A 25,162-nucleotide genomic window follows, 5' to 3' on the forward strand; every position below is an offset into this window, starting at 1 on the left:
AATCCCATGCTTCGCAAGCGTTTCGTCGTCGCAGCGGCGTCCGCGGCCGCGGGCCTGGTGGTGCTGTCGGCCTGCTCCGGTGGCACCGAGACGGCGGCGCCCGCCGTCGCTCCGGCCGCCGCGGTGGCCGGAGCGGGCGGGAACGCCCCCGCGGCCAAGGGTGAGACCAAGGTGGCCGTGGCCGAAGCCGGGAATCTCGGGCAGATACTCGTCGACAAGGACGGGTTCACCTTGTACCGCTTCGACAAGGACAGCGCGAAGCCGCCGAAGTCCAATTGCGACGGTGACTGCGCGAAGACCTGGCCGCCGATGCTCGCCGAGGGCGAGGTCCGGATCGAAGGTGTGGACCAGTCCCTGGTCGGTGAGGTGACCCGCGCCGACGGCCGCAAGCAGGTCACCGTCGGTGGCTGGGCGCTTTACCGCTACGCCAAGGACACCAAGGCGGGCGAGTCGAAGGGACAGGGTGTCGGCAGCACCTGGTACGCCGCGAACACCAAGGGCGGCAAGGCGGGCCAGGCCGAGAAGAAAGAGGCTCCGGCCGAGCAGAAGGACGGCGCCACGAAGCTGGTCGCGAGCGACGTCGACGGCATCGGACCGGCCATTGTGGACAAGGACGGCTTCACCCTCTACATGTTCACCAAGGACAAGAAGAACAAGCAGCCGACCTGCAACGGTGACTGCGCGAAGGCCTGGCCGCCCGTGCTCGCCGAAGGCGACGTCCAGCTCGAAGGCATCGAGAAGAAGCTGCTCGGCACGGTGAAGCGCGCGGACGGCGCCACGCAGGTCACCGTCGGCGGCTGGCCCGTCTACCGCTACGCCAAGGACGCGAACGCCGGTGAGGCGAACGGCCACGGTGTCGGCGGCACCTGGTTCGTCATCGAGCCCGCCGGCTGCAAGAGCTCCGCGCCGGTGAAGACCAAGGCGGCTCAGAGCGGGAACGCCGCCCCCGAGAAGAAGGACGACGCTCCCGCCCAGTCCGGCGGTTCGGAGTACGGGTACTGAGAGACCGATCTAGTGGGCGAGGCCCGGCGGCCGCTCTTCACGAGCGACGGCCGGGCTTTTCTCATGCTTCGGCCGTCGTGAAGTGTCCGGGACGGGTTCGACGACGGTGGCGCTTTCGGCGCGGTCCGTCACCACGGTCTCCTCTTCGTCCTCCGGCAGCAGGACCTTGTGCCGGGCGGGCAGGAAAGCGATCACCAGCCCGAGCGCGGCGAGACCGAGGTGCACCCAGTTGTCCGGCCCGTTGAGGTTGAACGGGTTCCCCGCCTGCGAGACGGGGTTCGTCGAAACGGTCCCGGTGATCATGAGCCCCCAGACGAACAACGCCCCGAAGGCGACGAACGTCAGGAACCCGAAGACCCGGGACCTGCCCGACCCGAAGGTCAGCAGCAGACCGATCGCGCCCAGCAGGACGAACCCGAGGTTGTAGAGGGGGTTCACCGAGATCCCGAGGACCGTCGCGTCGCTGCGGCCGATGAAATCGGCGAACCCGGTCCTGGTGAAGCCCACGATCCCGAACACCAGGTACGCCAGGCTCGCGAGTCCGGCGAGGACCTGCGCGGGCTGGAGCCCCGCCGTCCGGATACGAGCGCGTTGTGCACGTGCCATTGCTCCGCCTTCCAGAGTTGGCCACCTAAATTCACGCTGGGGGTCACATACCCCGAGGATCTCCCGGACAAACCGGAAAGCAACGCCGCGCGTTCGAGGGGTCACGGATTCCGCCCTCAAACGAGACCTGCGTCACACGAATAGCCCAGTCGCGAACACGAAAGAGTGGTTCGGACAACAAGTCGTGTGGGCAAGGTGAGCGGAGTCTTCCTCCTGGTGGGGCTGTGCCTGGGAGCCATCCTCGCGATGCTGCTGTTCCCGTCGTCGCGACCCGAGCCCTCGTCGGTCGCGGTCGCGGCGTCGGGTGCCACGGAGATGAGCGTCGAAGCCGAGCCCGTCGATTCCCCGGCTCCGTCCCCCTCGGCGGCACCGGGGTCGCCGGCGCCCTCGAAGTCGGCCGTTCCCGGCAAACCGTCGACCGTCGACGCGTCCGCTCTCGCCGACCTCGTCCCCGGCGGCCAGGTCAGCGTGGTCGTCTACGACCGCACCGCCAAGAAGAACACGGTTTCGGTCAAATCAGAACGTTCTTACACTTCGGCGTCGCTCGTGAAGCTCCTCATCGCACTGGAAGCGCTGCAAGCGGGAACACCGTCGAGCACCGTGCAGCGGATGCTCTCGGTCAGCGACGACGACATCGCCAGCAGGCTGTGGACCGCGCACGGCGGACCCGCCATCGTCACGAAGTGGGCCACCAAGATCGGCCTCGCCGGCACCCGCCCGCCCGAGGATCCCGGACGCTGGGGCGACACCAGGATCACCGCGGCGGACATCGCGAAGGTCTACCGCTACCTGCTGGACCAGGTGAGCGCCGGGACCAGGTCGACGATCATGCGGGCGTTGAGCGGCGCGACGGAAAACGGCTCCGACGGGATCCGGCAGTACTTCGGCATCCCGGACGCCGCCGGCGAACTGCCCTGGTCGATCAAGCAGGGCTGGGCGTGCTGCCGCGGCTCCCGGATCCTGCACAGTTCCGGCGTGGTCGGAAAAGACGACCGCTACATCGTCGTCGTCCTGACCTCCCAACCGTCGTCGACCACCTATCCCGGTGCCGGCCGGCAGGTGACCGAGGTGGTGAAAGCGCTGCTCCCCGCGCTGGACCCGGCCTGAGCCGCTATTGACGACCTGTAAACAAGGTGGGACAGTGGCCTCACGCCACTCTTCCGGGAGGTCGTCATGAGCACCGAAGCCAGCCTGCCCGCCGTGACCCCGCTCGGCCCGGATTCCGTTGCCTGGCAAGTGGTCGGCGACCGGAGACTGCTGCTCGGCGCGGGGACGGCGTTGCTGTTGCAGGTCGCGCATCCGATGATCGGCGCCGGTGTCCACGACCATTCGAACTACCCCGAAGATCCGTGGGGCCGCCTCGACCGGACCATCGATTCGTTGCTGTCCCAGGTTTTCGGCGGCCGGGAGGCGATCGCGGAGGCCGAGCGGCTCCGCGAGATGCACAAGGCGATCAAAGGCGTCGACCATCACGGCGAGCGCTATCACGCGCTGAATCCCGAAGCCTATTGGTGGGTGCACGGATCGACCTTCTGGACGACGCTGCGCATGCGGGACGTCTTCGTACAACCCTTGTCACGTGAGGAAAAGAGCCGCTTCTACGCGGAATGGCGGCGCCTCGGCCTGCTCCTCGGTCTCCGTGAGCACCACATGCCCGCGGACCTCGAAGGATTCGAGACGTACTTCGACGGCGTCGTCGCGAACCGGCTCGAAGACAACCACACCGTGCGGGAGCTGCTCGCCTCGATCACCATGCGGGACACCCCGCCGCCACCGTGGTGGTTCCTGCCGGAAGCTTTGTGGCGCCCCGTGCGACCGGCGGGCGGGAACGTGCTGACCCTGTGCGCGATCGGCCTGCTGCCCACAGTGCTTCGCGACCGGTTGAGTCTCAAGTGGACGGACGCGGACGAACGGCGCCTCCAGCGGCTCGGCGCGATCACGAGGGCGGCCGGGAACCGGGTTCCCGACCGGCTTCGCTTGTACCCCAAGGCATATCGCGCCAAGCGAAGTTAGCTACTCGACGACGTCGACCAGCGCGCCCTTGGCGCCGGTGTTGGGCAGGGGCCACGGAGTGACCCCGCCGCTGGAGACGATCTTCTTGTCCTGCGGCGCGCACGGCGCCACGGTCCGCGCGCCGATCCACGCCAGCACGTCGGGAATCTGCGTCTTGAAGGTGTTCATGTTGTGCCCGGCGTCCGGGATCCGCCACGACGAGAGCGTCGCGGGCGCGCGGATGGCCGACTGGATCTGGTCGATCGAGAAGCTTTCGAAGCTTTCCTTCTCGCCGGCGATCGCGAGGATGTCGACCGGCGCCGGGTGCTTCTGCAGGTTCAGCGAGACCGTGTTCGCGTCGATGATGTCCTGCCTGCCCTTGAACAGGTTCTCGGTCTCCGCGTCCACCGAAGCCTTGTAGTAGCCGCTGACGCTCGCCGCCTGGCCGTACCACTGCGGATGCCGGGTCACCAGGTTCATCGCGCAGTACCCGCCCGAGGACCAGCCCGCCATCGTCCACGCCTTCCGCTGCGGGTTGGCGCCGAGTTTGTCGATCGCCCAGTCGCGGATGTCGGCGGTCAGGTAGGTGTCGTTGGCGGTCCCGTTGACCTCGTCGATGCATTCGGTGTCGTGACCGATCTTCGGTTTCCCGGTCGGGTCCGGGATGATCACCAGGGTCGGCGGGAGCACGTGCTTCGCGATGGCCGCGTCGAGTTTGGCGGGCATTTCGTAGGGGCCGGTGACCACTTCGGGGCCGGACGGGTAGTTCGGGATCCATTCGATGACCGGGAACTTGAGTGACCGGTACGCCTGGTCGTAGTACTGGGGCGGGAAGTACACCGTGACGTCGCGGGTGAGGCCGGTGCGCTTGCCCGTCACCGTCATGTGCACGACGGAGCCCTTGCCCTCCTTGGCCCGCATCGCCCCGGCGTCGCGCAGCTTGTCGAGGTCCGAGCCGTTCTCCCCGGCGACAGCGTTGACATTCTCCCCGGAATAGACCCCGGTGCCGAACAGGGCGCCGACCGTCGGGAAGAACCCGCCGATCATGTTCCCGCCCATCCCGGTGCTGACCACGATCAGCACCACCGCGACGAGGATCGTGCCGCTCCGGCCGACCACCTTGCGGCGCCAGCGCTCCCAGAAGAACGGCACCGCGATGATCGCGAGCAGCGTCAGCACCACGACGACGATGAGGTTCAGCGTGGAATCGAGCCGGATGGCACTCAGTCCCAGTCCCATGGCGATCGTTTTCCTCCCCGGCCGCGGCACGCCCCCGCACCGCACTTCCCACATCTGGACCAAGAGACGTGCGACCACCGGGAAGTGTTGTCCAGGGTGACACGGGTCACCCTGGACAAATCGTGTTCCGGGCTACTCAGCCCTCGAGGGCGGCGCGCAGCACCCCGACCGCCTGCTTTATCGCCGCGTCCGCGGCGTGCGTTTCGCGCAGGGTGTTGAGCATGACGAAGTCGTGGACGACGCCCTGGTATCGCACGGCCGTCACCGGCACTCCGGCCTGACGCAGCTTGGCGGCGTACGCCTCGCCCTCGTCGCGCAGGACGTCGGCTTCCGCGGTGATCACCAGCGCGGGCGGCAGGCCGGCCAGCTCGTCGAGGCTCGCCCGCAGCGGCGACGCGGTGATTTCCGCGCGCTGCGCCGGGTCGGTCGTGTACTGGTCCCAGAACCACTTCATGCCTTCGAGGGCGAGGAAGTAGCCCTCGGCGAACCGCTGGTAGGACTCGGTGCCGAAGTTCGCGTCGGTGACCGGGTAGAAGAGCACCTGCTGACGGAAGGTCACGTCGCCGCGCCGCTTCGCGAGCAGGGTGAGCGCCGCGGTCATGTTTCCGCCGACGGAGTCACCGGCGATGGCGATTTTCGTGCTGTCGAGCCCGTTCTCGGCGCCGTGCTCGGCGACCCACTTCGCCACCGCGTAGTTCTGCTCGATGGCGACCGGGTAGCGAGCTTCCGGGGAGCGGTCGTATTCGGGGAAGACGACGGCCGCGCCCGCGCCGACGGCGAGCTCGCGGACCAGGCGCTCGTGGGTGTGGAAGTTCCCGAAGACCCAGCCGGCGCCGTGGATGTAAACGATCACGGGCAGCGGACCAGTGACCCCCTGCGGCCGGACGATGCGGACCTCGACGCCGTCGACGTGCGTGGTCTCGACGTCCGCGGCGGGCAGTTCGACGTCGCCGCCCTGAACCTCGTCGACGGCCTTGCGGCCCTCGTCCGGCGGCAGCTGGAAGAGGAACGGCGGGGTGGCGGTCGCCTCGACGAAGGCCTGCGCGGCCGGTTCGAGGGCCAGGTTGTGCGGGTTGGCGGTCATTTCTGCCTCCTGGGATCCGAAGTCGATGAACTAAAGGTAGCTCGCTACTCAATTGTGCACAACTAAAATGTCCTCAAGGAGATTTAGCCCACTCAGGTCGCGGACTGAGGCATGATCGACGCACCATGGGACGAGGAGGACCGATGCCGACAGACAACACCGCGTCGCTGTGCCTGGACGATCAACTGTGCTTCGGGCTCTACGCGGCATCGCGGGCCGTGACCGCGCTTTACCGCGTCGTACTCGACGACCTGGGCCTGACCTATCCGCAGTACCTGGTGATGCTCGCGCTCTGGGAGGAGGACGAGCGGCTGGTCAAGGAACTCGGCACCGTGCTGAACCTCGACTCCGGCACGCTGTCGCCCCTGCTCAAGCGCCTGGAGAAGGCCGGACTGATCCGGCGCGACCGGCAGGCCGACGACGAGCGGTCCGTGCGCGTCAGCCTGACCGAGGACGGCGCCCGGCTCAGGGATCGCGCGAGCGGGATCCCGAAGATCATCGGCGACGCGATGGGCCTCGACGCGGCCGGGCTCGCCCGCACCCGCGCGGAGCTCGATCGCTTGACCGAATCCGTGAACGCCTACCGCCAGGCCTACGTACCGGCCGGTTAGCATGGGATTTCCGGCGCGGACAAAGGGATGACGATGATCGATCACGACGCGGCGCTCAAGGCCGTCGAGAACAGCTTGGACCGGCCGTCCGCGGCCCGGGTCTACGACTACTTCATCGGCGGCGAGACCAACTACGCCATCGACCGCCTCTTCGCCGAGAAGGTACGGAAGCGCCTGCCGCTCATGGGCGACTACTGCAAGACCAGCAGGCAGTTCCTCGGCCGCGCCGTGCGGCATTGCGCGGAGCTGGGTATCCGGCAGTTCGTCGACATCGGCTCCGGCCTGCCGACGGCGGGCAACGTGCACGAGGTCGCCGACGAGGCGCGGCCACAGGAGGACACGCACGTCCTCTACATCGACAACGAGCCGATCGCGCTCGCGCATTCGACGCTGCTACTCGCCGACACCGCCGACCCGGACAGGCACCACGCGGTCGCCGCGGACCTGTTCGACCCCGAGGGGCTCTGGGAGCGGGTGATGGACTCCGGCATCATCGACGTCGAAGAGCCCATCGCGCTGGTCGTGAACGCGGTCATGCACTTCATCAAGGACGAGCAGGACCCGGACGCGCTGCTGGACTTCTACCGCGAACGGCTCGCGCCGGGGTCGCTGCTGGTGCTCTCGCAGATGACCAACGAGAACCCGGCCAACGACGAGGAGCGACAGGCGCTGCTCGACATCCTGGAGTACTACGAGACCACGACGAACCCCGGTTTCCTGCGCACGATGGACGAGTTCCGGCGGTTCTTCGGCGGCTGGCCGCTGCTGGAGCCGGGCCTGGTCTACGCGCCGGCGTGGCACCCGGACGAGAAGACGGTCTTCGCTGCCGCCCCCTCGGAGTCGCGCGTGATCGGGGGCATCGCCCGCAAGCCGTAACAGCTCCGGAAGTACATGAAGGCCCCCTTCCTTGCGCCTAGGTACAGGAAGGGGGCCTTCATGTACTTGTGACACGCGTCGCCTTGCAGTGCAACTAGGTGCATATGAAACTGGGTGCATGGCACTGGAGCACGCGATCCTGGTCTCCCTGTCCGAGCGGTCCGGCTCGGGCTACGAGCTGACGCGCCGCTTCGAGAAGTCCATCGGGCTGTGGTGGAACGCCACCCACCAGCAGATCTACCGCGTCCTCAAGCGGATGGAGGACGCGGGCTGGGTCGCCGTCGACCACGTCGCGCAGTCCGGGAAACCCGACAAGAAGGTCTACACCGTCGGCGACGCGGGCCGGGCGGAACTCGCCCGCTGGCTCGCCGAACCCGATCCCGCGGCCACGGCCCGGGAACTCGCCGTGAAGATCCGCGGCGCGGCGCTCGGCGAACCCGGTGTCGTCGCCGCCGAGATCACCCGGCATCGCGACGCGCACGCGGCCCGCCTCGACGCCTACCTGCTGATCGAGAAGCGCGACTTCCCCGACCCGAGCGTCCTCAGTGGACAGTCGCTGCATCAGTTCCTCGTGCTGCGCGGAGGAATCCGAACCGAACAGGGCCACGTCGAGTGGCTCGAGGAAGTCCTCCAGGCATTCCACCACGATGCGTAAGGACCCTGCGATGAGTCAGTACCCGAACCTGCTGTCCCCGCTCGACCTCGGCTTCACCACCCTGCGCAACCGGGTGATCATGGGCTCGATGCACACCGGCCTCGAAGACAAGGAAGCACATTTCCCGCAACTGGCCGAGTACTACGCCGAACGCGCCCGCGGTGGCGTCGGGCTGATCGTCACCGGCGGGTTCGCACCCAACCGGACCGGCTGGCTCCTTCCGCTGGCGTCGAAGCTCTCGACGCGCGCGGAAGCCGAGGCACACAAGCAACTCACCGCTCCGGTGCACGAGGCCGGTGGCAAGATCGCGCTGCAGATCCTGCACGCGGGCCGGTATTCCTACCATCCGCTGAGCGTTTCGGCGTCGGGGATCAAGGCGCCGATCAACCCCTTCAAACCACGTTCACTTTCCGGGTACGGCGTGCTGCGGCAGATCCGCGCGTTCGCCGATTGCGCCTTCCTGGCCAAGGAAGCGGGCTACGACGGCGTCGAGATCATGGGCTCCGAGGGTTACTTCATCAACCAGTTCCTCGCCGAGCGGACCAACAAGCGCACCGACAAATGGGGCGGCAGCGCGGAGAACCGGCGCCGGATCGCCGTAGAGATCGTGCGCCGCACACGGGAAGCCGTCGGCGAAGACTTCATCATCATCTATCGGCTGTCCATGCTGGACCTCGTCGAGGGCGGCCAGAGCTGGGAGGACGTCGTCGCGCTGGCCAAGGAGGTCGAAGAGGCGGGCGCGACGATCATCAACACCGGCATCGGCTGGCACGAGGCGCGGGTGCCGACGATCGTGACGTCGGTGCCGCGCGCGGCCTTCACCTGGGTGACCGGGAAACTCAAACCGCACGTCGGGATCCCGGTGGTCACTTCGAACCGGATCAACATGCCCGAGGTCGCCGAGCAGGCGCTGGCCGGCGGCGACGCGGATCTGGTGTCGATGGCGCGGCCGTTCCTCGCCGACCCGGAGTGGATCCGCAAGGCCGAGACCGGGCGCGAGGACGAGATCAACACCTGCATCGCCTGCAACCAGGCCTGCCTCGACCACGCGTTCAAGCGGAAACTGGTGTCCTGCATGGTGAATCCGCGCGCGGGTCACGAGACGACGCTGACCTTGTCGCCCACCCGGAAGACCAAGCGCGTCGCCGTCGTCGGCGCGGGACCCGCCGGGCTCGCGGCCGCGACCGGCCTCGCCGAGCGCGGGCACACCGTCGAACTGTTCGAGGCCGACGACGAGATCGGCGGCCAGTTCGGGATCGCGCGGAAGATCCCGGGCAAGGAGGAGTTCGCGGAGACCATCCGGTACTACAAGCGACGGCTGGAGGTCACCGGCGTCAAGGTCCACCTCGGCGCCCGCGCGACCGTCGAAAGCCTTGCCGAGGCCGGGTTCGACGAGGTCGTGCTGGCCACCGGCGTGGCACCGCGGGTGCCGTCGCTCCCGGGGATCGACCACCCCAAGGTTCTGTCCTATGTGGACGTCGTGCGGCACGGGAAACCGGTGGGCGGCAAGGTCGCCGTGATCGGCGCGGGCGGGATCGGCGTGGACGTCAGCGAGTTCCTGACGCACACCACCTCCCCCGCGCTCGACCTGGACGCGTGGATGGCCGAATGGGGCGTCACCGATCCCGAGCGGGCGGCGGGCGGGCTGACCGAGCGGAAGGTCGAGCCGTCACCGCGACAGGTCTTCCTGCTGCAACGCAAGAAGTCCGGCATCGGCGCGGGGCTGGGCAAGACCAGCGGCTGGGTGCACCGGGCCGCGCTGAAGGCGAAACGCGTCGAGCAGCTCACCGGGGTCACCTACGACCGGATCGACGACGACGGCCTGCACATCACCGTCGGTGACAAGCCGCGCCTGCTCGATGTGGACACCGTCGTCGTCTGCGCGGGCCAGGAGCCGGTGCGCGACCTCGCCGACGGCCTGCGGGCGGCCGGGGTGGCGGTGCACCTGATCGGCGGCGCCGACGTCGCGGCCGAACTGGACGCCAAACGGGCCATCGATCAGGGAACGCGCCTCGCCGCCGTTCTCTGACGAGTGGCGCCCGAGATGGCAGGATGAACCCTTGTGCGGGACGTATGCGTGATCGGGCTCGGGTTGATCGGCGGTTCGCTGCTGCGCGCGGCGCATTCGATCGGCCGCACCGCGTTCGGGGCGACGACCTCCGAAGTCGACGCGGACGCGGCCAGCAGAGCGGGTTTCGACGTGACGACGCAGGTCGAAGCGGCGCTGAGTAAGGCGGCGGAGCGCGACGCGATGATCATGCTCGCGGTGCCGCTGCCCGCGGTCGAGGAGGTCCTTCGTACCGTTTCGCGGGTCGCCGGGCACTGCGTGCTCACTGACGTCACCAGCGTGAAGGGCCCGGTGCTCGACTCTGTCCGGCGTCGCGCGCCGTACGCGAAGTTCGTCGGCGGGCATCCGATGGCCGGGACGGCGGAGTCGGGCTGGAAGGCGAGCAACCCGGCGCTGTTCGGCGGCGCCGCGTGGGTGCTCGGCGTCGAGTACGACACGGATCTGACGGCGTGGGCCGAGGTCGCGCGACTGGTGTTGGACGTCGGTGCGCACGTCGTCCCGCTGCCCGCGGACTCGCACGACGAGACGGTCGCGCGGATCTCGCATCTGCCGCACATCTTCGCGGCCATCCTGGCCACGATCGGCGCGCAGGGCGGGCCGCTGGCGATGTCGCTGGCCGCCGGGTCCTACACGGACGGCACGCGGGTGGCGGGGTCGAGCCCGGCGCTGGTGCGGGCGATGACCGAGGGCAACCGGGACGCGCTGCTGCCGATCGTCGACGAGGCGCTCGGAAGGCTGGGTGCCGCGCGGGGTTCGCTGGCGTCCACGGGTGGTCTGGCGGTGACGGTCAACGCCGGTCACGAGGGCGCGCAAGCGTTTGCCACCAGCAAGGACGCGGAGCGGGCCGGGGTGCGGGTCAGCCTGACGGCCCCGGACGCGCGGGACGGGTTGATCGCGCTCGGCGAGCGCGGCGGCCGGATCACGGCGATCGAAGGCGACACCGCGATCGGCGAGGTCTCCTGACGCGTTTCGTCCTCTGAATGCGGTAGTTGCACGCGCAAGGACCGCATCCAGAGGACGAAATGCGAGGGGTTACTGACCCTGGGGCGGCTGCTGCTGGTTCTGCGGGGTGTCGGGGGTGTCGTCGAACTTGTTGATGAAGTCCTTCGCCTTGCCGACCCCGGAGTCGATCTGGGAGTCGTGGCCGGAGAACTTCGACTTGGCGAAGTCCGCCGCCTTGTCCAGGCCGCCTTCGATCTTGTCGTTGTGCTCGCGGAGAGCCTCGGTGGCCTTGTTCTTCAATTCGTCGAAGTTGATGCCCATGCCCTAATCGTCACACAGGTACCGGCGGACCCGCCTCGACGATCACCCGTCATGGGGACGCCTCAGAACGGCCGGTCGCCGACGATGGCGACACGCTCGGCCACTCGCGCGTACGGGTGGTAGTCGTTGACCGCGTAGTGCTGGGTGGCGCGGTTGTCCCAGAAGGCCACCGAACCGGGCCGCCAGGCGAAACGTACCTGGAACTCCGGGACGTGCGCCCGGCTGAACAGGTACCGCAGGAGCCTGTCGCTCTCGTCGCGGTCGATGCCGGCGATGTGGGTAGTGAAGGCCTGGTTCACGAAGAGGGTCCGCCGCCCGGTTTCCGGATGCGTGCGGACGACCGGATGCTCGACCGGCGGGAACGCGTCCTGGTGGCGCAGCAGCAGTTCCGGGTCGGAGAAGCGGGCGAAGCCGGGGATGAAGTCGTGCACCGCGGTCAGCCCGTCGATCCGCGCGCGGACGTCTTCCGGCAGGTTGTCGTAGGCGGCGGCCATGTCGGCCCACATCGTGTCGCCGCCGATCGGCGGGACCTCGATCAGCCGCAGGACCGAGCCGAGCGCCGGCGCGGGGCGGAACGTGACGTCCACGTGCCAGATGTTCTCGAATCCGGGCATGGTCGCCGACCTGGTGAAGCGGGTGGTGTCCTCGGTCTCGCCCTGGGGGATGAAGGGGTTCGTCTCCAGCTCGCCCCAGTTGGCGGCGAACGCGCGCTGGTGCGCCGAAGTGATGTCCTGGTCGCGGAAGAACAGCACCTTCCACTCCAGCAACGCGCGGTTCAGCTCCGCGTGGAGGGCGGGAGTCAGCGGCCGAGCGAGGTCGACGCCGTCGATCTCGGCTCCGATCACCCGGCCCAGCGGGCGCAGCGCGAAAAGCTCGTACGGACGTTCATCGACGCCCTCCGGCAGGCGCCGCAGCACGCGCGGTCCTTCGAGGATCCCGCCGTCGGGGACGGTCGCGGGGCGGAGGCGGACACGGTCGGGCAGTTCGATGGACATGATGCTCCCTGGATTTCACCTGCGGACGAATTGGCGGGATGGGAGCTACGCGGGCGGCGAGCCCAGACGTCCACGACGCAGGAGCAGTGCGGCGACACCTTCGCTCGCCGAGCGGGTCGGCGAGGACTTCAGGATGACGGACACGTCTTCATGGTGGCGGCGCGGCGAGAGCGGAGTCAACGCCGTCCACGGGACGGGAAATTCACCGTCGCCGCTCGTAGGGATAGCTTCCCGACCAGGTGTTCCGCTCCTCGCGCGGCCGCAGCGCCTCGGCGAGCACCCACTGCGAATGCGTCGTGCCGCCGCGGCCGACCGGGCCGAGTTGGAAGGTCACCCAGCCGACCCAGTGCGCCGTCGTCGTCGCCCGCCACATCCCCAGCAGGCCGGGGACGGTGCCGGTCAGATCCAGGCCGTCGGGGAGGCGGGTCTTCGAGGCGCCGACGGGGTAAACCAGCTTGAGGTCGACCCAAACGGGCTGATGGGGCCGGACCATGTGCAGGTGACGCGGCCCCGGCGGCAGCGTGTCACCAGTGTCGAGCATGCGTCGATTATGCGTGAAAACTCGAACATGAGTTCGAGACTATGCTCACCCTCCCCCATCCGGGTGGGTGACCAAGGCCCCGCGAGGGCCGAAGCGAGGCCCTTCACGCGGCTAATCGAGGAAAGCCGCAGGGGCCAGTCGTTTCCGGTCCACGGTCACCTGGAAGACGTCCGGCCTGCTGTAGTGCCCGGTCGGGTCGAAGTTCTGCCGGGCGCCCCGCACTGTCGCGGGGTCGATATCGGCGATGACGAGCCGCTCCTCGTCCTTGACGGGTTCGACGATCCATCGGCCGTTCGGCCCGGCGATCGCGGATCCGCCGTCGTAGGGGGAGTTCTGTCCGGCCGCCAGGATCTCGTCCCGCAAGGGGAAACCGGCGGGCACGTCCGCGTAGTCGATCAGCGCGCCGGCCGCGAGTGAGTACATCCGGCCCTCCAGCGCGATGAAGCGGGTGATGTCGCCGGTCAGCCTCGTTGATCCCGGCCACACCGACACGTGCAGGTCGGGGGCCTGCGCGTAGAGGGCATGCCGCGCCAACGGCATCCAGTTCTCCCAGCAGCACAACCCGCTGACCCGCGCCCCGCCGACCTGGTGCGCCCGCAGACCGTGCCCGTCCCCGTTGCCCCACACCAACCGTTCCTCGAAGGTCGGCACGAGCTTCCGGTGAACGCCACGCACCCCGGTCACCGGGTCGATCGCGAGCAGCGTGCAGTACACGGTGCCGCGTCCCGGTCCACGCTCGGCGATCCCGAGATAGGTGAACACACCTTGGTCCCGGACGCACTCGACGACCATGCGCAGTTCGGGACCGGTCAACTCGATCGCGGCCTCTTGGTACGCCGCGTAGGCCAACACCTGCTTGGGGTCATCGAGTCCCGCGCCACCGGGCTGAGTGAGCCAGAACGGGTATCCCGGCAGGAAGGTCTCGGGAAACACCACGAGTTCGACCGCCGCCTCCGCGGCCCGCCCGACGAAGTCGATCACCTTGCGCAGACCGGCCTCGCGATCCATCCACGGACAGCGAACCTGGGCAGCGGCGACACGCATCATGAGCTCCTCCGGCTAGGTGGCACCGCCAACCTAGCCGCCAAGATCGACCGAAAGCCGGATATCCCCGCAGCCAGGCTCGCACTGGCTACCGCCCCTGCCGACTGGCGCCTGCCGTCACTTCAACGCCCCCGCGAGGGCCGAAGCAAGGAGGGCGACGGCGCGTTCGTCGTCCTCGGCCAGGTCCAGCAGGACGCCCTTCGCGAGGTCAGGCGGCATCTCGGCGAGGGCCTGCGTGAGGCGGATCCGCGCCGCTGGTTCCGCGGTGGCGAGCTCGCCGGTCAGCTCGCCCATGATCCGGTCCGCGCGTCCGGCGTCCCTGGCCAGGGTTCCGAGTACCTCGGCCGCCTCGACGTCGGTGGTGCCCTCGACCACCATGCGGACGAGGGCGGGCACGGCCTCGGTCCCGCCACGGGTACCCACGGCCAGCGCGGCGCGGGCGCGGACCGCCGGGTCCGGGTCGCCGAGTGCTTCCGTGAGCGCCGAGGTCGCTTCGTCACCGGGTATCCCGGCGAGCGCGTGGACCGCGCGCCGCCGGACGTCGACGTCCTCCGAACGCGCGCCGGACGCGAGGCTCGCCACTCCCTCGCCGCCCGCCCGCGCGAGAGCCCACCGCAAGGCGCCGGCGACGTTCGGATCGGCTTCGGCGAGGACCGCCCCGGCCAACAGTTCGGTGGGCATCGGCACGTCCTCCGGGGAGAGGATGGCCTGTTGCCGTCGCGCGGCGTGGGGCGAGTTGAGGCCGCGCAGGAGCTCGACGATGCGCAGGACGCCCTCCCAGCCGAAGGGCGCCGAGGCGTCGACAGCGCGGAGCCTGTCGAGCAGTTCCTGTTCCCGGTTCAGGCGTTCCTCGGTCCGCCGGATGAGGTCGCCGACCAGATCGGACGGCTCGAAGGCGGGATCCGCCATGGCGCGTCCGATCTGGCGTAGCGACAACCCGAGGGAGCGCAGGCTCTCCACGTGGAAGATCCGGCGGATGTCCTCGTCGGAGTACTCGCGGTAGCCGCCGACGGTGCGGCCCGTCGGGCGCACCAGCCCGAGGGAGTCGTAGTGCCGGAGCATCCGGCTGCTCACCCCCGAGCGGCGCGCCACCTCACCGATCAGCATCGTGTTCCCTCGTTCGTTCCGGGCCGAGCGCGGCGATCCGTTTCGCCTCGTCGACGGCCGGGTCGAAATCGGCGTCCGGGTCGCGCAAGAGCCGTTCCGTGGCGCGGGCGTGCACACGCACCTCGGGGTCGGCGCTCGCCAGGCCCTCGCGCAGGGCCGGCTCGATCTCGTCTCCGAGCGCGACGAGTGCCCTGCTGAGACTCAGCCGCATCTTCCGGTCGCCGCGACCGAGTTGCGCGGCCAGGTCCGTGGCCAGGCTTTTCCGCTCCCCGTCGGGGACGAGGACGACGGCGGCACGCCAAGCGCTTCGGGCGACCTCGTCGTCGGCGTCGTGCAGCAGCGACCGAGTGATCGCGGGCCACGTGCCGGCGTCCCCGATCTTGGACAGCGTGTGCAGCGCCTGGCTCCGGGCCTGGGCGACCTTCGAACCGAGCTCCGCCAGCAGTGCCGGCACCGTGCTTTCCGACGGCAGGCGGGTCAACGCCCAGGTCAGCATGTCCCGGACGAAGAAGTCCGGCTCGATCGCGCAGCGCGCCACGAGCGTGTCGACGAACCCGGCGTCCGGGTGTGTCCCGGCCGCCAGCGCCGCTTGGAGCCGTGTCGACGAGCTTTCGGAACTCAACGCGTCCAGCAGGCGCGTGTCCGTCCTTTGTGTCGTGTTGATGGGGATCACCTCCTGCCATCAGTGAAGACCTTGTCACGATGTCAAGGTCAAGCCCGACGGTGATAGGGCAGGAATCGACGGACCAGCCGCAGCGGCGCGCGCTCGACGAGGTCGGGACCTCGGACGGCGTCGAAGGCGGCGCCGATCTGGTCGACGACGCCGGAGAGCTGTTCGTTGTCGGGCATCGGCATCTCCGCCGGGTCGCGTTCCTCGCGGATGGCGGCCGCGAGTTCGGCGAGCGCGGCCGTCAGCAGGGCGATCTCGTCGTCGGCTGGGGCCGGGGCGCCGCGGCCGAGGGTGACGCCGACCTCGGTGACGGCGTCGGCGACGCGTTCGAGTCCGGCGATCACCGGCCACCAGGCGACGGCCTGCCGTCCGGCGGCGGAGGGTTCGACGACGACCTGCTGGAACGCGGTCCGCAGGTCGGCCAGTGCGCGGTAGGCGCGGCGGCGGGCTCGTGAGCGTTCCAGCCGGGCTTCGCCGGACGGCGCGAGCACGAGACCCTTGTCGACGTATTTCACCAGGCTGTCGAGGCCGTCGGCGAGCCGTCCGCCGACCTGTGGGCGACGGCTGCCCGGCCACAGCAGGTAGCCGAAGAGCAGGACGATCGCGCAGCCGAGCACGGTGTCGACGAGCCGCGCGAGCACGACGTTCCAGCTTCCGGTGCTGGCGAGGTCCATCTGCAGGATGATCAGCGGCGTCACGAAGGCGCTGAGGATGCCGTAGTTGCGGACCTTGCCGACCGCGACGCCGCCCGCGAACACGGCGATCAGCAGGACCAGCAGCCAGCCTTCGCCGCCCGCGGCGAGCACGGCCGCGCCGATGCCCACGCCGATCACCGTGCCGATGCCGCGCAGGACGGCGCGGCCGAAGACCGAGCCGAAGTCCGGTTTGAGGACGATGCCGACGGTGAGCGTGATCCAGTAGGAGCGCTCGAACGGGACGAGCAGCGCGACGATTTCGGCGATCGCGACGCACAGCGTGAGACGGAGCGCGGCGAACCAGGTGAGCGGGCCGGAGATGAGCGAACCCGCCCAGGCGCGGAGGCGTTTGTGCCACGGCTGGACCTCGCGCCGTTTCCGGTCGTCGCCCTTGGTGATGCGGGCGAGTCCGGCGTAGAGCGCGGCTAGGACCGGGTCGGCGTCTTCGGGCGCTTCGGGTGGCTTCGGCGGTTCCTGGTTCGCGAGGACGGCGGCCGAGGTCGCGATGAAGTGGTCGATCACGTCGCGTGGGGCCTGGCGGCCGGCGTTGACCATCGCGACGGACGCCTCGACGGCGGGGGTGCTGGCGGACAGCAGGTTGAGCAGCTGGCGGTAGGTGGCGTCGCGGCCCGACAGCCAGGACCGGGCGGTGAGCAGCCGGTCGTAGGCGGTGTTCATCGCCGTCGTGAGCTGGTGCCGCGCGACGCGGGAGGTGGCTTCGTCGGTCGCGGACAGCATCGCGGCGAGTTCGACGTAGACGTGGGCGACGGCGCCGCGTTCGGGGCTGGTGGCGCGGAAGGTCCAGGTGGCGAGCGCGATGAGCAGGCTCCAGGCGGCGCCTACGCAGAAGTAGCCGAGGAGGATTTCGACGCGCAGGCCGGTGACGTGCTGGCCGGTGCCGAGCACGCAGAAGACGAACATCTGGAGACCGGCGACGGAGGCGTTGCTGCCCGCCGCGCTGATCAGCGCGGAGATCGCCGCGACCGCGACGACGACCGGGATGGAGGCGGCGGGGATCCCACCGGTGATCAGTCCGGCGAAGTAGCCGACGGCGGCGGCCGCGGTGGCGCCGCCGAGCCGCCGGGCGCGGTAGCGGTACGGGCCGGCGGATTCGGACAGGACGGTGGGCAGGGCGCCGGTGGAGATGAGCGCGCCGACGCCGATGTCGCCGAGCGCGTAGCCGACGGCCAGCGGCACGGCGAGCGCGAGGACGGCGCGGGCGACCATGTTCCACGGGATGGGAACCGGTGTGCTGCGCAGCAGCTGCACCAGCCAATGCGGTGCGGCGATCTCGCGGCGCGTCGTGCTCACGCCTCTATCTTGACTTATCCGTCGCGGTGGGAGCGGTTATCGTCGCCACATGGGCAAGACGTACTCCTTCGAGATCAACCGGACGAGCACCGCCTCGCCCGCTTCCCTGTTCGCGCTGGAGGCCGACGGTTCCCGGTGGTCGGAATGGGCGAAGCCGATCGTGTTCCACTCGCGCTGGGCGCGGAAGCCGGACGCGGACGAAGTGGGCGCCGTCCGGGCTGTCGGCCTGTGGCCGGTGTACATCCACGAAGAGACGCTGGAGTACGAAAAGGACCGAAAGCACGTCTACGGCTTCGCGGGCCTCGCGCCGCTGAAGGACTATCGGGCCGAAGTCTCGTTCACGCCGAACGCCTCCGGTGGTACGGATCTGCGCTGGACCGGCCGGTTCACCGAATCGGTCCCCGGCACCGGCGCCGCCGCCTGCAAGGCCCTGCGCGCCGTGGTCTCACTCCTGGCGACCCGCCTGGTGAAACACGCCGAACGCCCCTGACCCCACCCCCCACCCGTCCCAGGGGGGCGACCCCGAGTCCAGTCTATCGGGGGTGGGCGACGGGGAAGGCGGATCGGCGGAGTTGTCCACAGGTGGCGAAGGTTGTGGACAAGTCCTGTGGGTAGTTGAAGGACGCCTTAGCCGCGTAGGACTCGGCGAAGGGACCTTTCGCGGCGTGGGATGTGGCGAAAGCGTCCTTCGCCGCGTCCCACGTGGCGAAAGCGTCCTTCACCGCGTCGCATGCGGGGAAAGTCCCCTTCAGCCCGCCCCAAGGCACAGGAAGGGGCGCCGCAGCGGATCGGCGGCGGTCGCCTTGGCGAGCGCCAAAGCGGGTGCGGTCCCCGAAGCCAGCCGACGGTGCAGGTCGGACATCGCGTCGGCGGCCGCCTTGTCCCCGACCCGCGCGATCGCGCCGATGACCGTCCGCGAGCCGCTGGCGAGCAGCGTCCCGGCGAACCCGAGCGCTTCCTCGCCCGGCCGGATGTGACTCATCGCGAGTTCGCACGCGGCCAGCACCACCCGTTCCGGCGGCTTCGCGAGCCGGGCGGTTTCGTGCGCGTACAGCGGACCGTCGACGAGTTCCAGCCGAGAGAACAGCGCGTTCGCCGGTTCGTGCGCGCCGTGCGCGACCAGGTGCGCCATCCCGGAACCGTCCAAAGCGGACAGGACGGTCTCGCTGGTCGCGTCCTTCCCGTCGACGAGCCGGGCCTGCGGGTACACCGTCCGCAGGTTCCGCACCTCACCGACCGAACCCGGCACGCCGGGACCGCCGGCGAGCAGCACCGGACCGGAGTTCCGCCGCCCGGACGCGGTCACCCAGGCGGTCGCCGACGGCGCGATCGACACCGGATGTCCGTGCAGCGAGGGCAAAGCGCCCCACGGCAACGCGTACAGCGAACCGATCGGCACGATGATCAGCTCGCGGTTCTCCAGCGTCTTCGCCAGCGACGCGGAGATCAGCTTGTCGAGTTTGTCCGCTCGGCGTCGCGCGGAGCCGGTGACGACCTCGACCAGCGGCGCGGGCAGGTTGTCCGGGGCCAGCGCGTCGAGGTCCGCGTGCAGCTGGCGCGCGGTCTCGACGATCTCCGCGAGCGGCCCCAGCTTCACCAGCCGGAACCGGCCGCGGTCGACGACCACCGCGTACAGGGTGTCGTTGTACCCCATCAGGCTGACCAGCACGCGATCCCCGAGCCGCTCGACCACCTCTTCGGGCGCCGAAACCGGCCGCGGACGACCCCACTGGCTGGTGTACCACCCGAGCCGGGTCGCCTCCCGCTGCAACCGGTCGTAGCGCTCCTCGAGTTTCCCGACCGGCTCGCCGGACAGCCGCCGCGCCTGGATCGTCCCTTGCAGGTGCCGCATTTCGTTGATGTGCCGGGCGAGCGCGGGGTCTTCGATGACCGGGAGCGGTTCGTAGCGGTACACCTGCGCGCGCGTGCGTTCCAGCCACGCGAACAGGCTCTTCGCCCCGGCGCCGCTGCGCCTCGCCTTCTTGAGCACCAGCCTCAACGCGAGTTTGCCCAGTTCCTCGCCATGCGCCGCCGTCCCGCAGACGAGGTCGAGCCCGCCCATGCGATCGCGGATCTGCCCGAGTTCCGCCAACCCGGCCCGCGCCTGCGCGAGCGCCGAACGCGGCCGGTGGGACGCCACGGCGAGCTCCGCCCGGCACAACCGGAGCAGCATCCGGTGGTCGATCGGCGTGGTCTGCCGCGGTTTCGGCACCTGGGCGAGGAGTTCCTGCGCGGCGACCGTCTCGTCGCGACGGAGCAGCAGCCGCACCGCGAACATCCTGGCCGCGCCCGCTTCGTCGCGCAGACCGAGTCCGGCCAGCCGGATGGCGAGATCGGCGAGTTGTTCGGGCAGTTTCCCGGACGGCTTCTTCTCCCCGTCCGCCAAGACCTTCACCGCGTCCGCGCGGAGCCGGGTCAACTCGGCGATCTCCGCCCACCGGCCGTTACCGCGCCGCAGGAAACTCCGCCGTGCGGACGTCGCGAGCTTCTTCGCCAGCACGTGGTCACCCTCGAGGATGGCCGCCCCGGCACGCGCGACCTCCGCTTCCGCGACGACATGGTGCGCGCCGTTGCCGCGGAGTTCGGGGATGGCTTCGTCGAGATGTCGTGCCGCCTCTTCGGCGAGACCGGCGGTGAGCAGGGCCTTCGCCTGGTCGAGCCGGACGAGCGGCAGCGAGCCGGGCCCATCGGTGACGAAGATGGAGGCCGCTTGCTCGTAATGCCGGAGCGCTTCGGGGATGTCGCCGAGCAGCTGGGCGTGATCGCCGAGGTTGTGCCGGATCTTTCCTTCGAGCATCCGGTGCCCGTGCTCGACGGCGATGTCGAGCGCGGCGACTAGATCGGTGTGCGCCGCGTCCGGGTTGCTCATCTGGAGATGCAGCCAGGCCCGGTTCACCAGGTTCCGGGTGAGCAGGAGACTGTGCTTCGCCGCCTCGGCGACGAGGTTCGGCATCGCGGCGTTGTACAGCGCGAGCGACTCATCCAGTTGCCCGGCCCTCATCAGGACCACGGCCCGCTGGAGTACGACGGTGAAGCTCAGCTCACGCCTGATGTCGCCTTCCGGCAGCTGGAGCCGGACCTGTTCCGCTTCGGAGAGCCGGGCGAATCCGTCCTGCTGCGAGGCGACCTCCGCCTCGGCGGCCGCCAGGCTGATGAGGATCCGGACGCGGATCGCCAGCCGTTCGACGCTGTCCGGCTCGACCGGCCCGAGGCGCGACAGACCCCGCTGCAACAACCGGATCGCCGCACCGGGCCCGTGATCGGAGGCCGCGGCCCTGGCCTGACGGTGCAGTTCGGCTGCCGCCTCGGCTACAGAATCGACGACAGGAAGCTGCGCGGGCACACGCACTATGGGAGCACACCCACGCCGCATTACGGAACAGCCGTCCGGTCAGAGCACCACCGTCGGGGTCACGACCGTCCGGCGGCAGGTCACGTCACCGAGGTGGATCACGATCTGGGTGGTCCCCTGGGGAACGTTGTCCAGCACGAACCGGCCTCCCTCGTCGGCGGTGGTGGAACTCGTGCCGTGTTCGGCGACGCGGACCTCCACCCCGTACTCGCCGGCGGGCACGAGCCAGCCGTCGATCCGGTGTTTCTTGCCGATCTTGGTCAGGTTGATCATCACGGTCAGGTCGCTGACGGTGAAGGTGATCGTGCCGGTGTCGCTGCCGCGGACGCCGGCCGTGGCGTCCATCCGTTCCCAGCGGGCGACCTCGACATCGAGGTTTTCGAGCGCGAGCGCGAACTGAACCCGCTGCACCAGGTCTCCCGGTGGCGGGTCCAGTTCGTCCATGAAGCGCCCGATATCGGCGAGCAAGGCCTCATCGCCCGGGGAGGTCATCTCCCCCGGCGTCCCGAGGTCGTTCATCGGCTTCCCCCTTCGTGGGCCAGTAGGTCGCGCATCGATTCGAGGCAACGGCCCCTGGTCGGGCCGACACTGCCGCGCGGCATGCGGAGTGCTTCGGCGACCAGCTGGTATTCAGCCCGCCCGGCGAGCACGGTCAGCCGAAGGAGCTGCTGACAGCGGTGCGGCAGGCGGAGGAAGGCGCGCCAGACCCGGCGATCCCGGTCGGCGCGGACGGCTTCCTCTTCGGGGGCCGGATGGGTGCTCTCCATGCTTTCGGCCAGCTCGTCGGTCAGCGGGACGGGCTGGGCGCGGCGGCCGAAAGGATGTTGGGCTTCACGTCTGGTGGTGGTGATCAACCAGGCGGCGAGCGCCTTGGGGTCACGGAGTTTCTCGAGCTGACTGAACAGGGCGAGCCATACCGTCTGGACCACGTCCTCGGCGGTCAGGCGATCGAGCCCGTTCGCACGCGCGACATGCCACACGAGCGGGGTCAGCTCGAGCACAAGTCTGTCCATCGCCTGGCGGTCACCGGCCCGCGCCGCGCGCATGCAGGCGGCATGCAGATCGGCACCGGTCAGTCCTTCCCATGGCGGGTCTACCTCGGTCGTTTGCACGTCGGTCACCGTATCTGCCCCACTTCGGACGTGTCTTCGTGTCGGCGCTGGCAGTATCGCGGGCCCTTCGGGGAGAAGGAGCGTGCAAGAGGCTCTGGGATACATCAAGTCACTAACTTTTTTGTCGAGTTTCGGTCGTCCCCCACGGTCTGGGTCGAGGACAAAGGCACCGGCCGGCGCGAGTAGGTGTGGACTGCGCACCGGCCGGTCCTTTTTCCCTCCCCCCGGGCCCGCTCCCCAACGGGCCCGCGTCCAGGTGTCCCCCTCCCCCGAAGGAGCACCCGGAGGTGATGCCCGGAGGCCCCCTCGGCCTCCGGACATCACCTGTCCGTGTTCGTTCAGTTCACCGGCGGTTTGGTGCCGTTCGGGTCCCAGTTGCCGTCCGGGCGGACACCACCGGGACGGGGCGGGACCGGCGCCGTGATCGGGCCCGGCTTCGGGGTCGTCTCTTCGAGGTCTTCGGTGGCCGTGGCCTCGTCGTCGACGGGTGCGGTGTTGGTCTCGGTCGTCATCGGGTTCCCTCATTTCCTCGACTGCTCCATAGGACGCAACGAGGCTGCCACCAGATACACGCAGAGCCAGCTTTTTCGCGGAAATTTCTTAATCTGTGGCAGGCGAGTGACCTGATCAGCGCTTTTGCGACCAAATCGTGTCACTGAGTAATTGACGGCTCACGTCAGCGAGTTGTTCGGCCCAGCGCCGGTAGCCCTCGGGACCGGGGTGGAAACGGTCTTCGGCGAAGGTCGCGGGGTCCAGCATCGCGGCGGGCATCGGGACGTGGACGACCCCGGGCAGCAACGCCAACCGGGCGGCCGCCGCGTCGAGGGCGGCCGATCTCGCGCCGAGGACGTCGCGCAGCGGACGCGGCAGCGCGGGGAACCGGCCCATCGGCGGCACGCCGGCCAGCACCACCGGGATCCGCCCGGCGCGACGTCGCACGGAGACGATCAGGTCGAGCAGGTCACGCCGGTAGCGCGTGGCCGAATGCAGTTCGATCGTGTCGTTGACGCCCAGCGCGATCACCACGAGGTCGGCCGGTCCGAGCAGCGGGAGCAGCTCCTCGCGCACGACACGGGCGTTGGCCCCGGTCTTGCCGACGGCCTGCCAGGCGACCGCGCCGCCGTCCCGCGCGAGTTCGTCCGCGAGCCGTCCGGTCAGCGCCTCGGCGTGTGTCGCCGCGCCGACACCGTCCACGGTGGACTCGCCGAGCACCGCGAGCCGCGCCGGGCGGCCGTCACCGGCGACGAGGCCGCTGACCGGGCCCGCCGCGGCGGGCAGCCTTGGTGTCGTGCGGCGCACCCGGACGGCTTGCGCGAGCAGGATCGGGGCGAGCACCACCGCACGGCTGATCACCCGGCGACTCTACTTCCGCGTTTCGTCCTCCGGTCGCGATCGTCGCGCACGCAACAACCGCGGAGTCAGCCTTGGGCGATGGAGACCGTCTGGCGGATGAGCGAGTCGTCCGAGGCCGCGCGAAGCAGGTAGTCGGCGACATCGGCGCGGTTGAGGCTGAAGCTCCCGCGGACGTTGCCGTCGGTGCGGGCGGCGATGACGCCGGTGTGCGGTCCGTTCAGCAGTCGCGGCGGGCGCACGATCGTCCAGTCGACGTCGCTCGCGCGCACGATCCGTTCGGCGGCGACCATGTCCGCGAAGGCGTTCCGGAGGACCCTGCCCAGGATCGGCTTCACGACGTTCCTGGTGAAGAAGCCGTCGCCGTCGACGAACGGACCGCTGGCGGTCACCACGAGCAGCCGCCGGGTGCCCGCCGAGCCGAGCGCGGCGAGAGCGGCCTGGACCCCGTCGGTGACGACGGTCGTCGGGTTGCGGTCGCGGGCGCCGAGGGCCGAGATCACCGCGTCGCGCCCGGAAACCGCCTCCGTCAGCGCGCCGTGCTCGGACAATCCGGCGACGACGACGTCCAGTCGTTCGCCTTCGGTGGTCAGCCGGGACGGGTCGCGGACGACCGCCGTGACGTGGTGCCCCGCGGCCAGCGCCTGCTTGACGACTTCCGAGCCGACCCCGCCCGTGGCACCGAGAACGGTGAGTTTCATGGTCACGCCTTCCTGGGTTAGTGAACACTCACCCACTATGGTGAGTGTTCACTGACCACTTGTCGAGCGAACGCTGAGAAGCCCTCAGGAGCGAACATGGGAAGCCGCGAGGAGATCGTCGCCGCGGCGGCGAAGGTGATGCGCGAGCGGGGCTACGCGCACGCCACGACGAAGGCCATCGCCCAGGCCGCGGGCTATTCCGAGGCGTTGCTGTACAAGCACTTCAAGGACAAGACCGAGATCTTCACGAGCGTGCTGACCGAGCAGTTGCCCGCGCTCGGGTCGACCTTGGACGAGCTGATGGAGACCACCGGGACGTCCTCGGACACGCCGCTCGCGGCGAACCTCGCCCGGCTGGCGCGGATCACCCTGTCGTTCTACCTGGAGAGCTTCCCGATCGCGGTGTCGCTGTTCTCGTCGCGGGAGCTGCTCGCGACCCATCGGGAGCAGGTTCTGAGCAGGCGGCGCGGGCCGGACGTCCCGCTCGCGCGCGTCACCGGATACCTGGGCGAAGAGCGCAGACTGGGCCGGATTCGCGAGGACGCGGACTTGGAGGCGTCGGCGTCCCTACTGCTCGGGGCGTGTTTCCAGTACGCGTTCCTGGCTTCGTTCGAGGACCGGGAACCGTCGGCGGCGGAGCTGGACGAGTGGGCGGAGCGGCTCGCGGCGACGCTGGCGCGAACGTTGGTCGTGAGTGGCGATTCGGGTTGGAGCGGACCGGGTCAGTGACTCCGCGTGGCACCGGAACTCGGGCGCCGACTGTGTGGATTTTGGTGCGTTGGACGCTCGGAAATCCACACAGTCCCGCGTGACCGGACCGGTCACGGCCAGGTGGCCCGAAAGGCTCGAGGGGTGTGTGGAAATAGGGACATTCAACGTCCCTATTTC

Annotated in this window: 26 protein-coding genes; 10 read left to right on the plus strand and 16 right to left on the minus strand. The window is 69.4% G+C overall.

All coding sequences use genetic code 11. The features are described from left to right. Positions 1-6: 6 nt before the first annotated feature. Entirely contained in the window at positions 7-1,002 is a 996-nt protein-coding gene (locus tag ACFWMR_RS04125; RefSeq protein WP_378376827.1) for an SCO0930 family lipoprotein, read from the plus strand. 9 nt (positions 1,003-1,011) lie between these two features. Here the strand turns inward: ACFWMR_RS04125 and ACFWMR_RS04130 are convergent, their stop codons facing one another. Then, the gene (locus ACFWMR_RS04130) at positions 1,012-1,608 is read right to left on the minus strand and encodes a DUF4383 domain-containing protein (RefSeq protein WP_378376829.1); all 597 of its coding nucleotides are present in this window, start codon (positions 1,606-1,608) and stop codon (positions 1,012-1,014) included. Positions 1,609-1,794: 186 nt separating this feature from the next. Here ACFWMR_RS04130 and ACFWMR_RS04135 point away from each other — a divergent pair, with 186 nt between their 5' ends. Both ACFWMR_RS04135 and ACFWMR_RS04140 read left to right on the plus strand, forming a co-directional pair. Then, positions 1,795-2,715 (plus strand): serine hydrolase, encoded by a 921-nt coding sequence (locus tag ACFWMR_RS04135; RefSeq protein WP_378376830.1) that lies wholly within the window; start codon positions 1,795-1,797, stop codon positions 2,713-2,715. A gap of 66 nt (positions 2,716-2,781) precedes the next feature. Further along, positions 2,782-3,621: an oxygenase MpaB family protein gene (locus ACFWMR_RS04140; protein ID WP_378376832.1), complete on the plus strand. Its 840-nt coding sequence runs from the start codon at positions 2,782-2,784 to the stop codon at positions 3,619-3,621. On the opposite strand, the gene ACFWMR_RS04145 is transcribed toward ACFWMR_RS04140, so the two are convergent. Both ACFWMR_RS04145 and ACFWMR_RS04150 read right to left on the minus strand, forming a co-directional pair. Next, on the minus strand, positions 3,622-4,839 hold the full coding sequence (locus tag ACFWMR_RS04145) for an alpha/beta hydrolase (RefSeq protein ID WP_378376834.1): 1,218 nt from the start codon (positions 4,837-4,839) through the stop codon (positions 3,622-3,624). It lies immediately after the preceding gene. A gap of 136 nt (positions 4,840-4,975) precedes the next feature. Next, entirely contained in the window at positions 4,976-5,923 is a 948-nt protein-coding gene (locus tag ACFWMR_RS04150; protein ID WP_378376836.1) for an alpha/beta hydrolase, read from the minus strand. Positions 5,924-6,066: 143 nt separating this feature from the next. On the opposite strand from ACFWMR_RS04150, the gene ACFWMR_RS04155 reads away from it, so the two are divergent. The 5 genes from ACFWMR_RS04155 to ACFWMR_RS04175 all read left to right on the plus strand — a co-directional run bounded on the left by ACFWMR_RS04155 (position 6,067) and on the right by ACFWMR_RS04175 (position 11,096). Next, a complete protein-coding gene (locus tag ACFWMR_RS04155; RefSeq protein WP_378275426.1) occupies positions 6,067-6,534 on the plus strand; it encodes a MarR family winged helix-turn-helix transcriptional regulator in 468 nt (155 codons plus the stop codon). 27 nt (positions 6,535-6,561) lie between these two features. Continuing rightward, positions 6,562-7,410, plus strand: a complete 849-nt coding sequence (locus ACFWMR_RS04160; protein ID WP_208636045.1) for an SAM-dependent methyltransferase — start codon at positions 6,562-6,564, stop codon at positions 7,408-7,410. A gap of 118 nt (positions 7,411-7,528) precedes the next feature. Beyond that, the gene (locus ACFWMR_RS04165) at positions 7,529-8,065 is read left to right on the plus strand and encodes a PadR family transcriptional regulator (protein WP_378376838.1); all 537 of its coding nucleotides are present in this window, start codon (positions 7,529-7,531) and stop codon (positions 8,063-8,065) included. 10 nt (positions 8,066-8,075) lie between these two features. Continuing rightward, positions 8,076-10,094 carry an oxidoreductase gene (locus ACFWMR_RS04170; protein ID WP_378376840.1) on the plus strand — a complete coding sequence of 673 codons (2,019 nt, stop codon included), beginning with the start codon at positions 8,076-8,078 and terminating at the stop codon, positions 10,092-10,094. Positions 10,095-10,142: 48 nt separating this feature from the next. After that, a complete protein-coding gene (locus tag ACFWMR_RS04175; RefSeq protein ID WP_378376861.1) occupies positions 10,143-11,096 on the plus strand; it encodes a prephenate dehydrogenase in 954 nt (317 codons plus the stop codon). 69 nt (positions 11,097-11,165) lie between these two features. Here the strand turns inward: ACFWMR_RS04175 and ACFWMR_RS04180 are convergent, their stop codons facing one another. The 7 genes from ACFWMR_RS04180 to ACFWMR_RS04210 all read right to left on the minus strand — a co-directional run bounded on the left by ACFWMR_RS04180 (position 11,166) and on the right by ACFWMR_RS04210 (position 17,759). Beyond that, positions 11,166-11,396, minus strand: a complete 231-nt coding sequence (locus tag ACFWMR_RS04180) for an antitoxin (RefSeq protein WP_093936712.1) — start codon at positions 11,394-11,396, stop codon at positions 11,166-11,168. A gap of 62 nt (positions 11,397-11,458) precedes the next feature. Continuing rightward, positions 11,459-12,391, minus strand: a complete 933-nt coding sequence (locus tag ACFWMR_RS04185; RefSeq protein WP_378376842.1) for a TauD/TfdA dioxygenase family protein — start codon at positions 12,389-12,391, stop codon at positions 11,459-11,461. A 202-nt stretch (positions 12,392-12,593) separates the two neighbouring features. Next, the gene (locus ACFWMR_RS04190) at positions 12,594-12,932 is read right to left on the minus strand and encodes a hypothetical protein (RefSeq protein ID WP_378376843.1); all 339 of its coding nucleotides are present in this window, start codon (positions 12,930-12,932) and stop codon (positions 12,594-12,596) included. Between the two features lie 111 nt (positions 12,933-13,043). Beyond that, complete coding sequence (locus ACFWMR_RS04195) at positions 13,044-13,976, minus strand: carbon-nitrogen hydrolase family protein (RefSeq protein ID WP_378376845.1); 933 nt, start codon at positions 13,974-13,976, stop codon at positions 13,044-13,046. A gap of 117 nt (positions 13,977-14,093) precedes the next feature. Then, a complete protein-coding gene (locus ACFWMR_RS04200; RefSeq protein WP_378376847.1) occupies positions 14,094-15,083 on the minus strand; it encodes a MerR family transcriptional regulator in 990 nt (329 codons plus the stop codon). Next, on the minus strand, positions 15,070-15,756 hold the full coding sequence (locus ACFWMR_RS04205) for a HEAT repeat domain-containing protein (protein WP_378376849.1): 687 nt from the start codon (positions 15,754-15,756) through the stop codon (positions 15,070-15,072). Before ACFWMR_RS04205 ends, ACFWMR_RS04200 begins: the two co-directional genes overlap by 14 nt. Before the next feature lie 38 nt (positions 15,757-15,794). Beyond that, positions 15,795-17,759: an FUSC family protein gene (locus ACFWMR_RS04210; RefSeq protein ID WP_093936720.1), complete on the minus strand. Its 1,965-nt coding sequence runs from the start codon at positions 17,757-17,759 to the stop codon at positions 15,795-15,797. A 49-nt stretch (positions 17,760-17,808) separates the two neighbouring features. Here ACFWMR_RS04210 and ACFWMR_RS04215 point away from each other — a divergent pair, with 49 nt between their 5' ends. Further along, positions 17,809-18,249 carry an SRPBCC family protein gene (locus tag ACFWMR_RS04215; RefSeq protein ID WP_378275437.1) on the plus strand — a complete coding sequence of 147 codons (441 nt, stop codon included), beginning with the start codon at positions 17,809-17,811 and terminating at the stop codon, positions 18,247-18,249. A gap of 258 nt (positions 18,250-18,507) precedes the next feature. Here ACFWMR_RS04215 and ACFWMR_RS04220 read toward each other — a convergent pair whose 3' ends face one another. The 6 genes from ACFWMR_RS04220 to ACFWMR_RS04245 form a co-directional block, all read right to left on the minus strand. After that, positions 18,508-21,108, minus strand: a complete 2,601-nt coding sequence (locus ACFWMR_RS04220) for a CHAT domain-containing protein (protein ID WP_378376851.1) — start codon at positions 21,106-21,108, stop codon at positions 18,508-18,510. 42 nt (positions 21,109-21,150) lie between these two features. Further along, positions 21,151-21,630, minus strand: a complete 480-nt coding sequence (locus ACFWMR_RS04225; protein WP_007030725.1) for a hypothetical protein — start codon at positions 21,628-21,630, stop codon at positions 21,151-21,153. Then, positions 21,627-22,232, minus strand: coding sequence for an RNA polymerase sigma factor (locus tag ACFWMR_RS04230; RefSeq protein ID WP_378238249.1), 606 nt, complete (start codon positions 22,230-22,232; stop codon positions 21,627-21,629). Before ACFWMR_RS04230 ends, ACFWMR_RS04225 begins: the two co-directional genes overlap by 4 nt. Before the next feature lie 329 nt (positions 22,233-22,561). Continuing rightward, positions 22,562-22,735: a hypothetical protein gene (locus ACFWMR_RS04235; RefSeq protein WP_378376852.1), complete on the minus strand. Its 174-nt coding sequence runs from the start codon at positions 22,733-22,735 to the stop codon at positions 22,562-22,564. Between the two features lie 115 nt (positions 22,736-22,850). Beyond that, entirely contained in the window at positions 22,851-23,576 is a 726-nt protein-coding gene (locus ACFWMR_RS04240; RefSeq protein ID WP_378376854.1) for an SGNH/GDSL hydrolase family protein, read from the minus strand. 65 nt (positions 23,577-23,641) lie between these two features. Beyond that, positions 23,642-24,274, minus strand: a complete 633-nt coding sequence (locus ACFWMR_RS04245; protein WP_378376856.1) for an NAD(P)-dependent oxidoreductase — start codon at positions 24,272-24,274, stop codon at positions 23,642-23,644. A 96-nt stretch (positions 24,275-24,370) separates the two neighbouring features. Between ACFWMR_RS04245 and ACFWMR_RS04250 the strand changes: the two genes are divergently transcribed. Beyond that, positions 24,371-25,003 (plus strand): TetR/AcrR family transcriptional regulator, encoded by a 633-nt coding sequence (locus ACFWMR_RS04250; RefSeq protein ID WP_378376858.1) that lies wholly within the window; start codon positions 24,371-24,373, stop codon positions 25,001-25,003. Positions 25,004-25,162: the final 159 nt, after the last annotated feature.

The sequence above is a fragment of the Amycolatopsis thailandensis genome (assembly GCF_042723255.1).
Classification (GTDB): Bacteria; Actinomycetota; Actinomycetes; order Mycobacteriales; family Pseudonocardiaceae; genus Amycolatopsis; species Amycolatopsis thailandensis.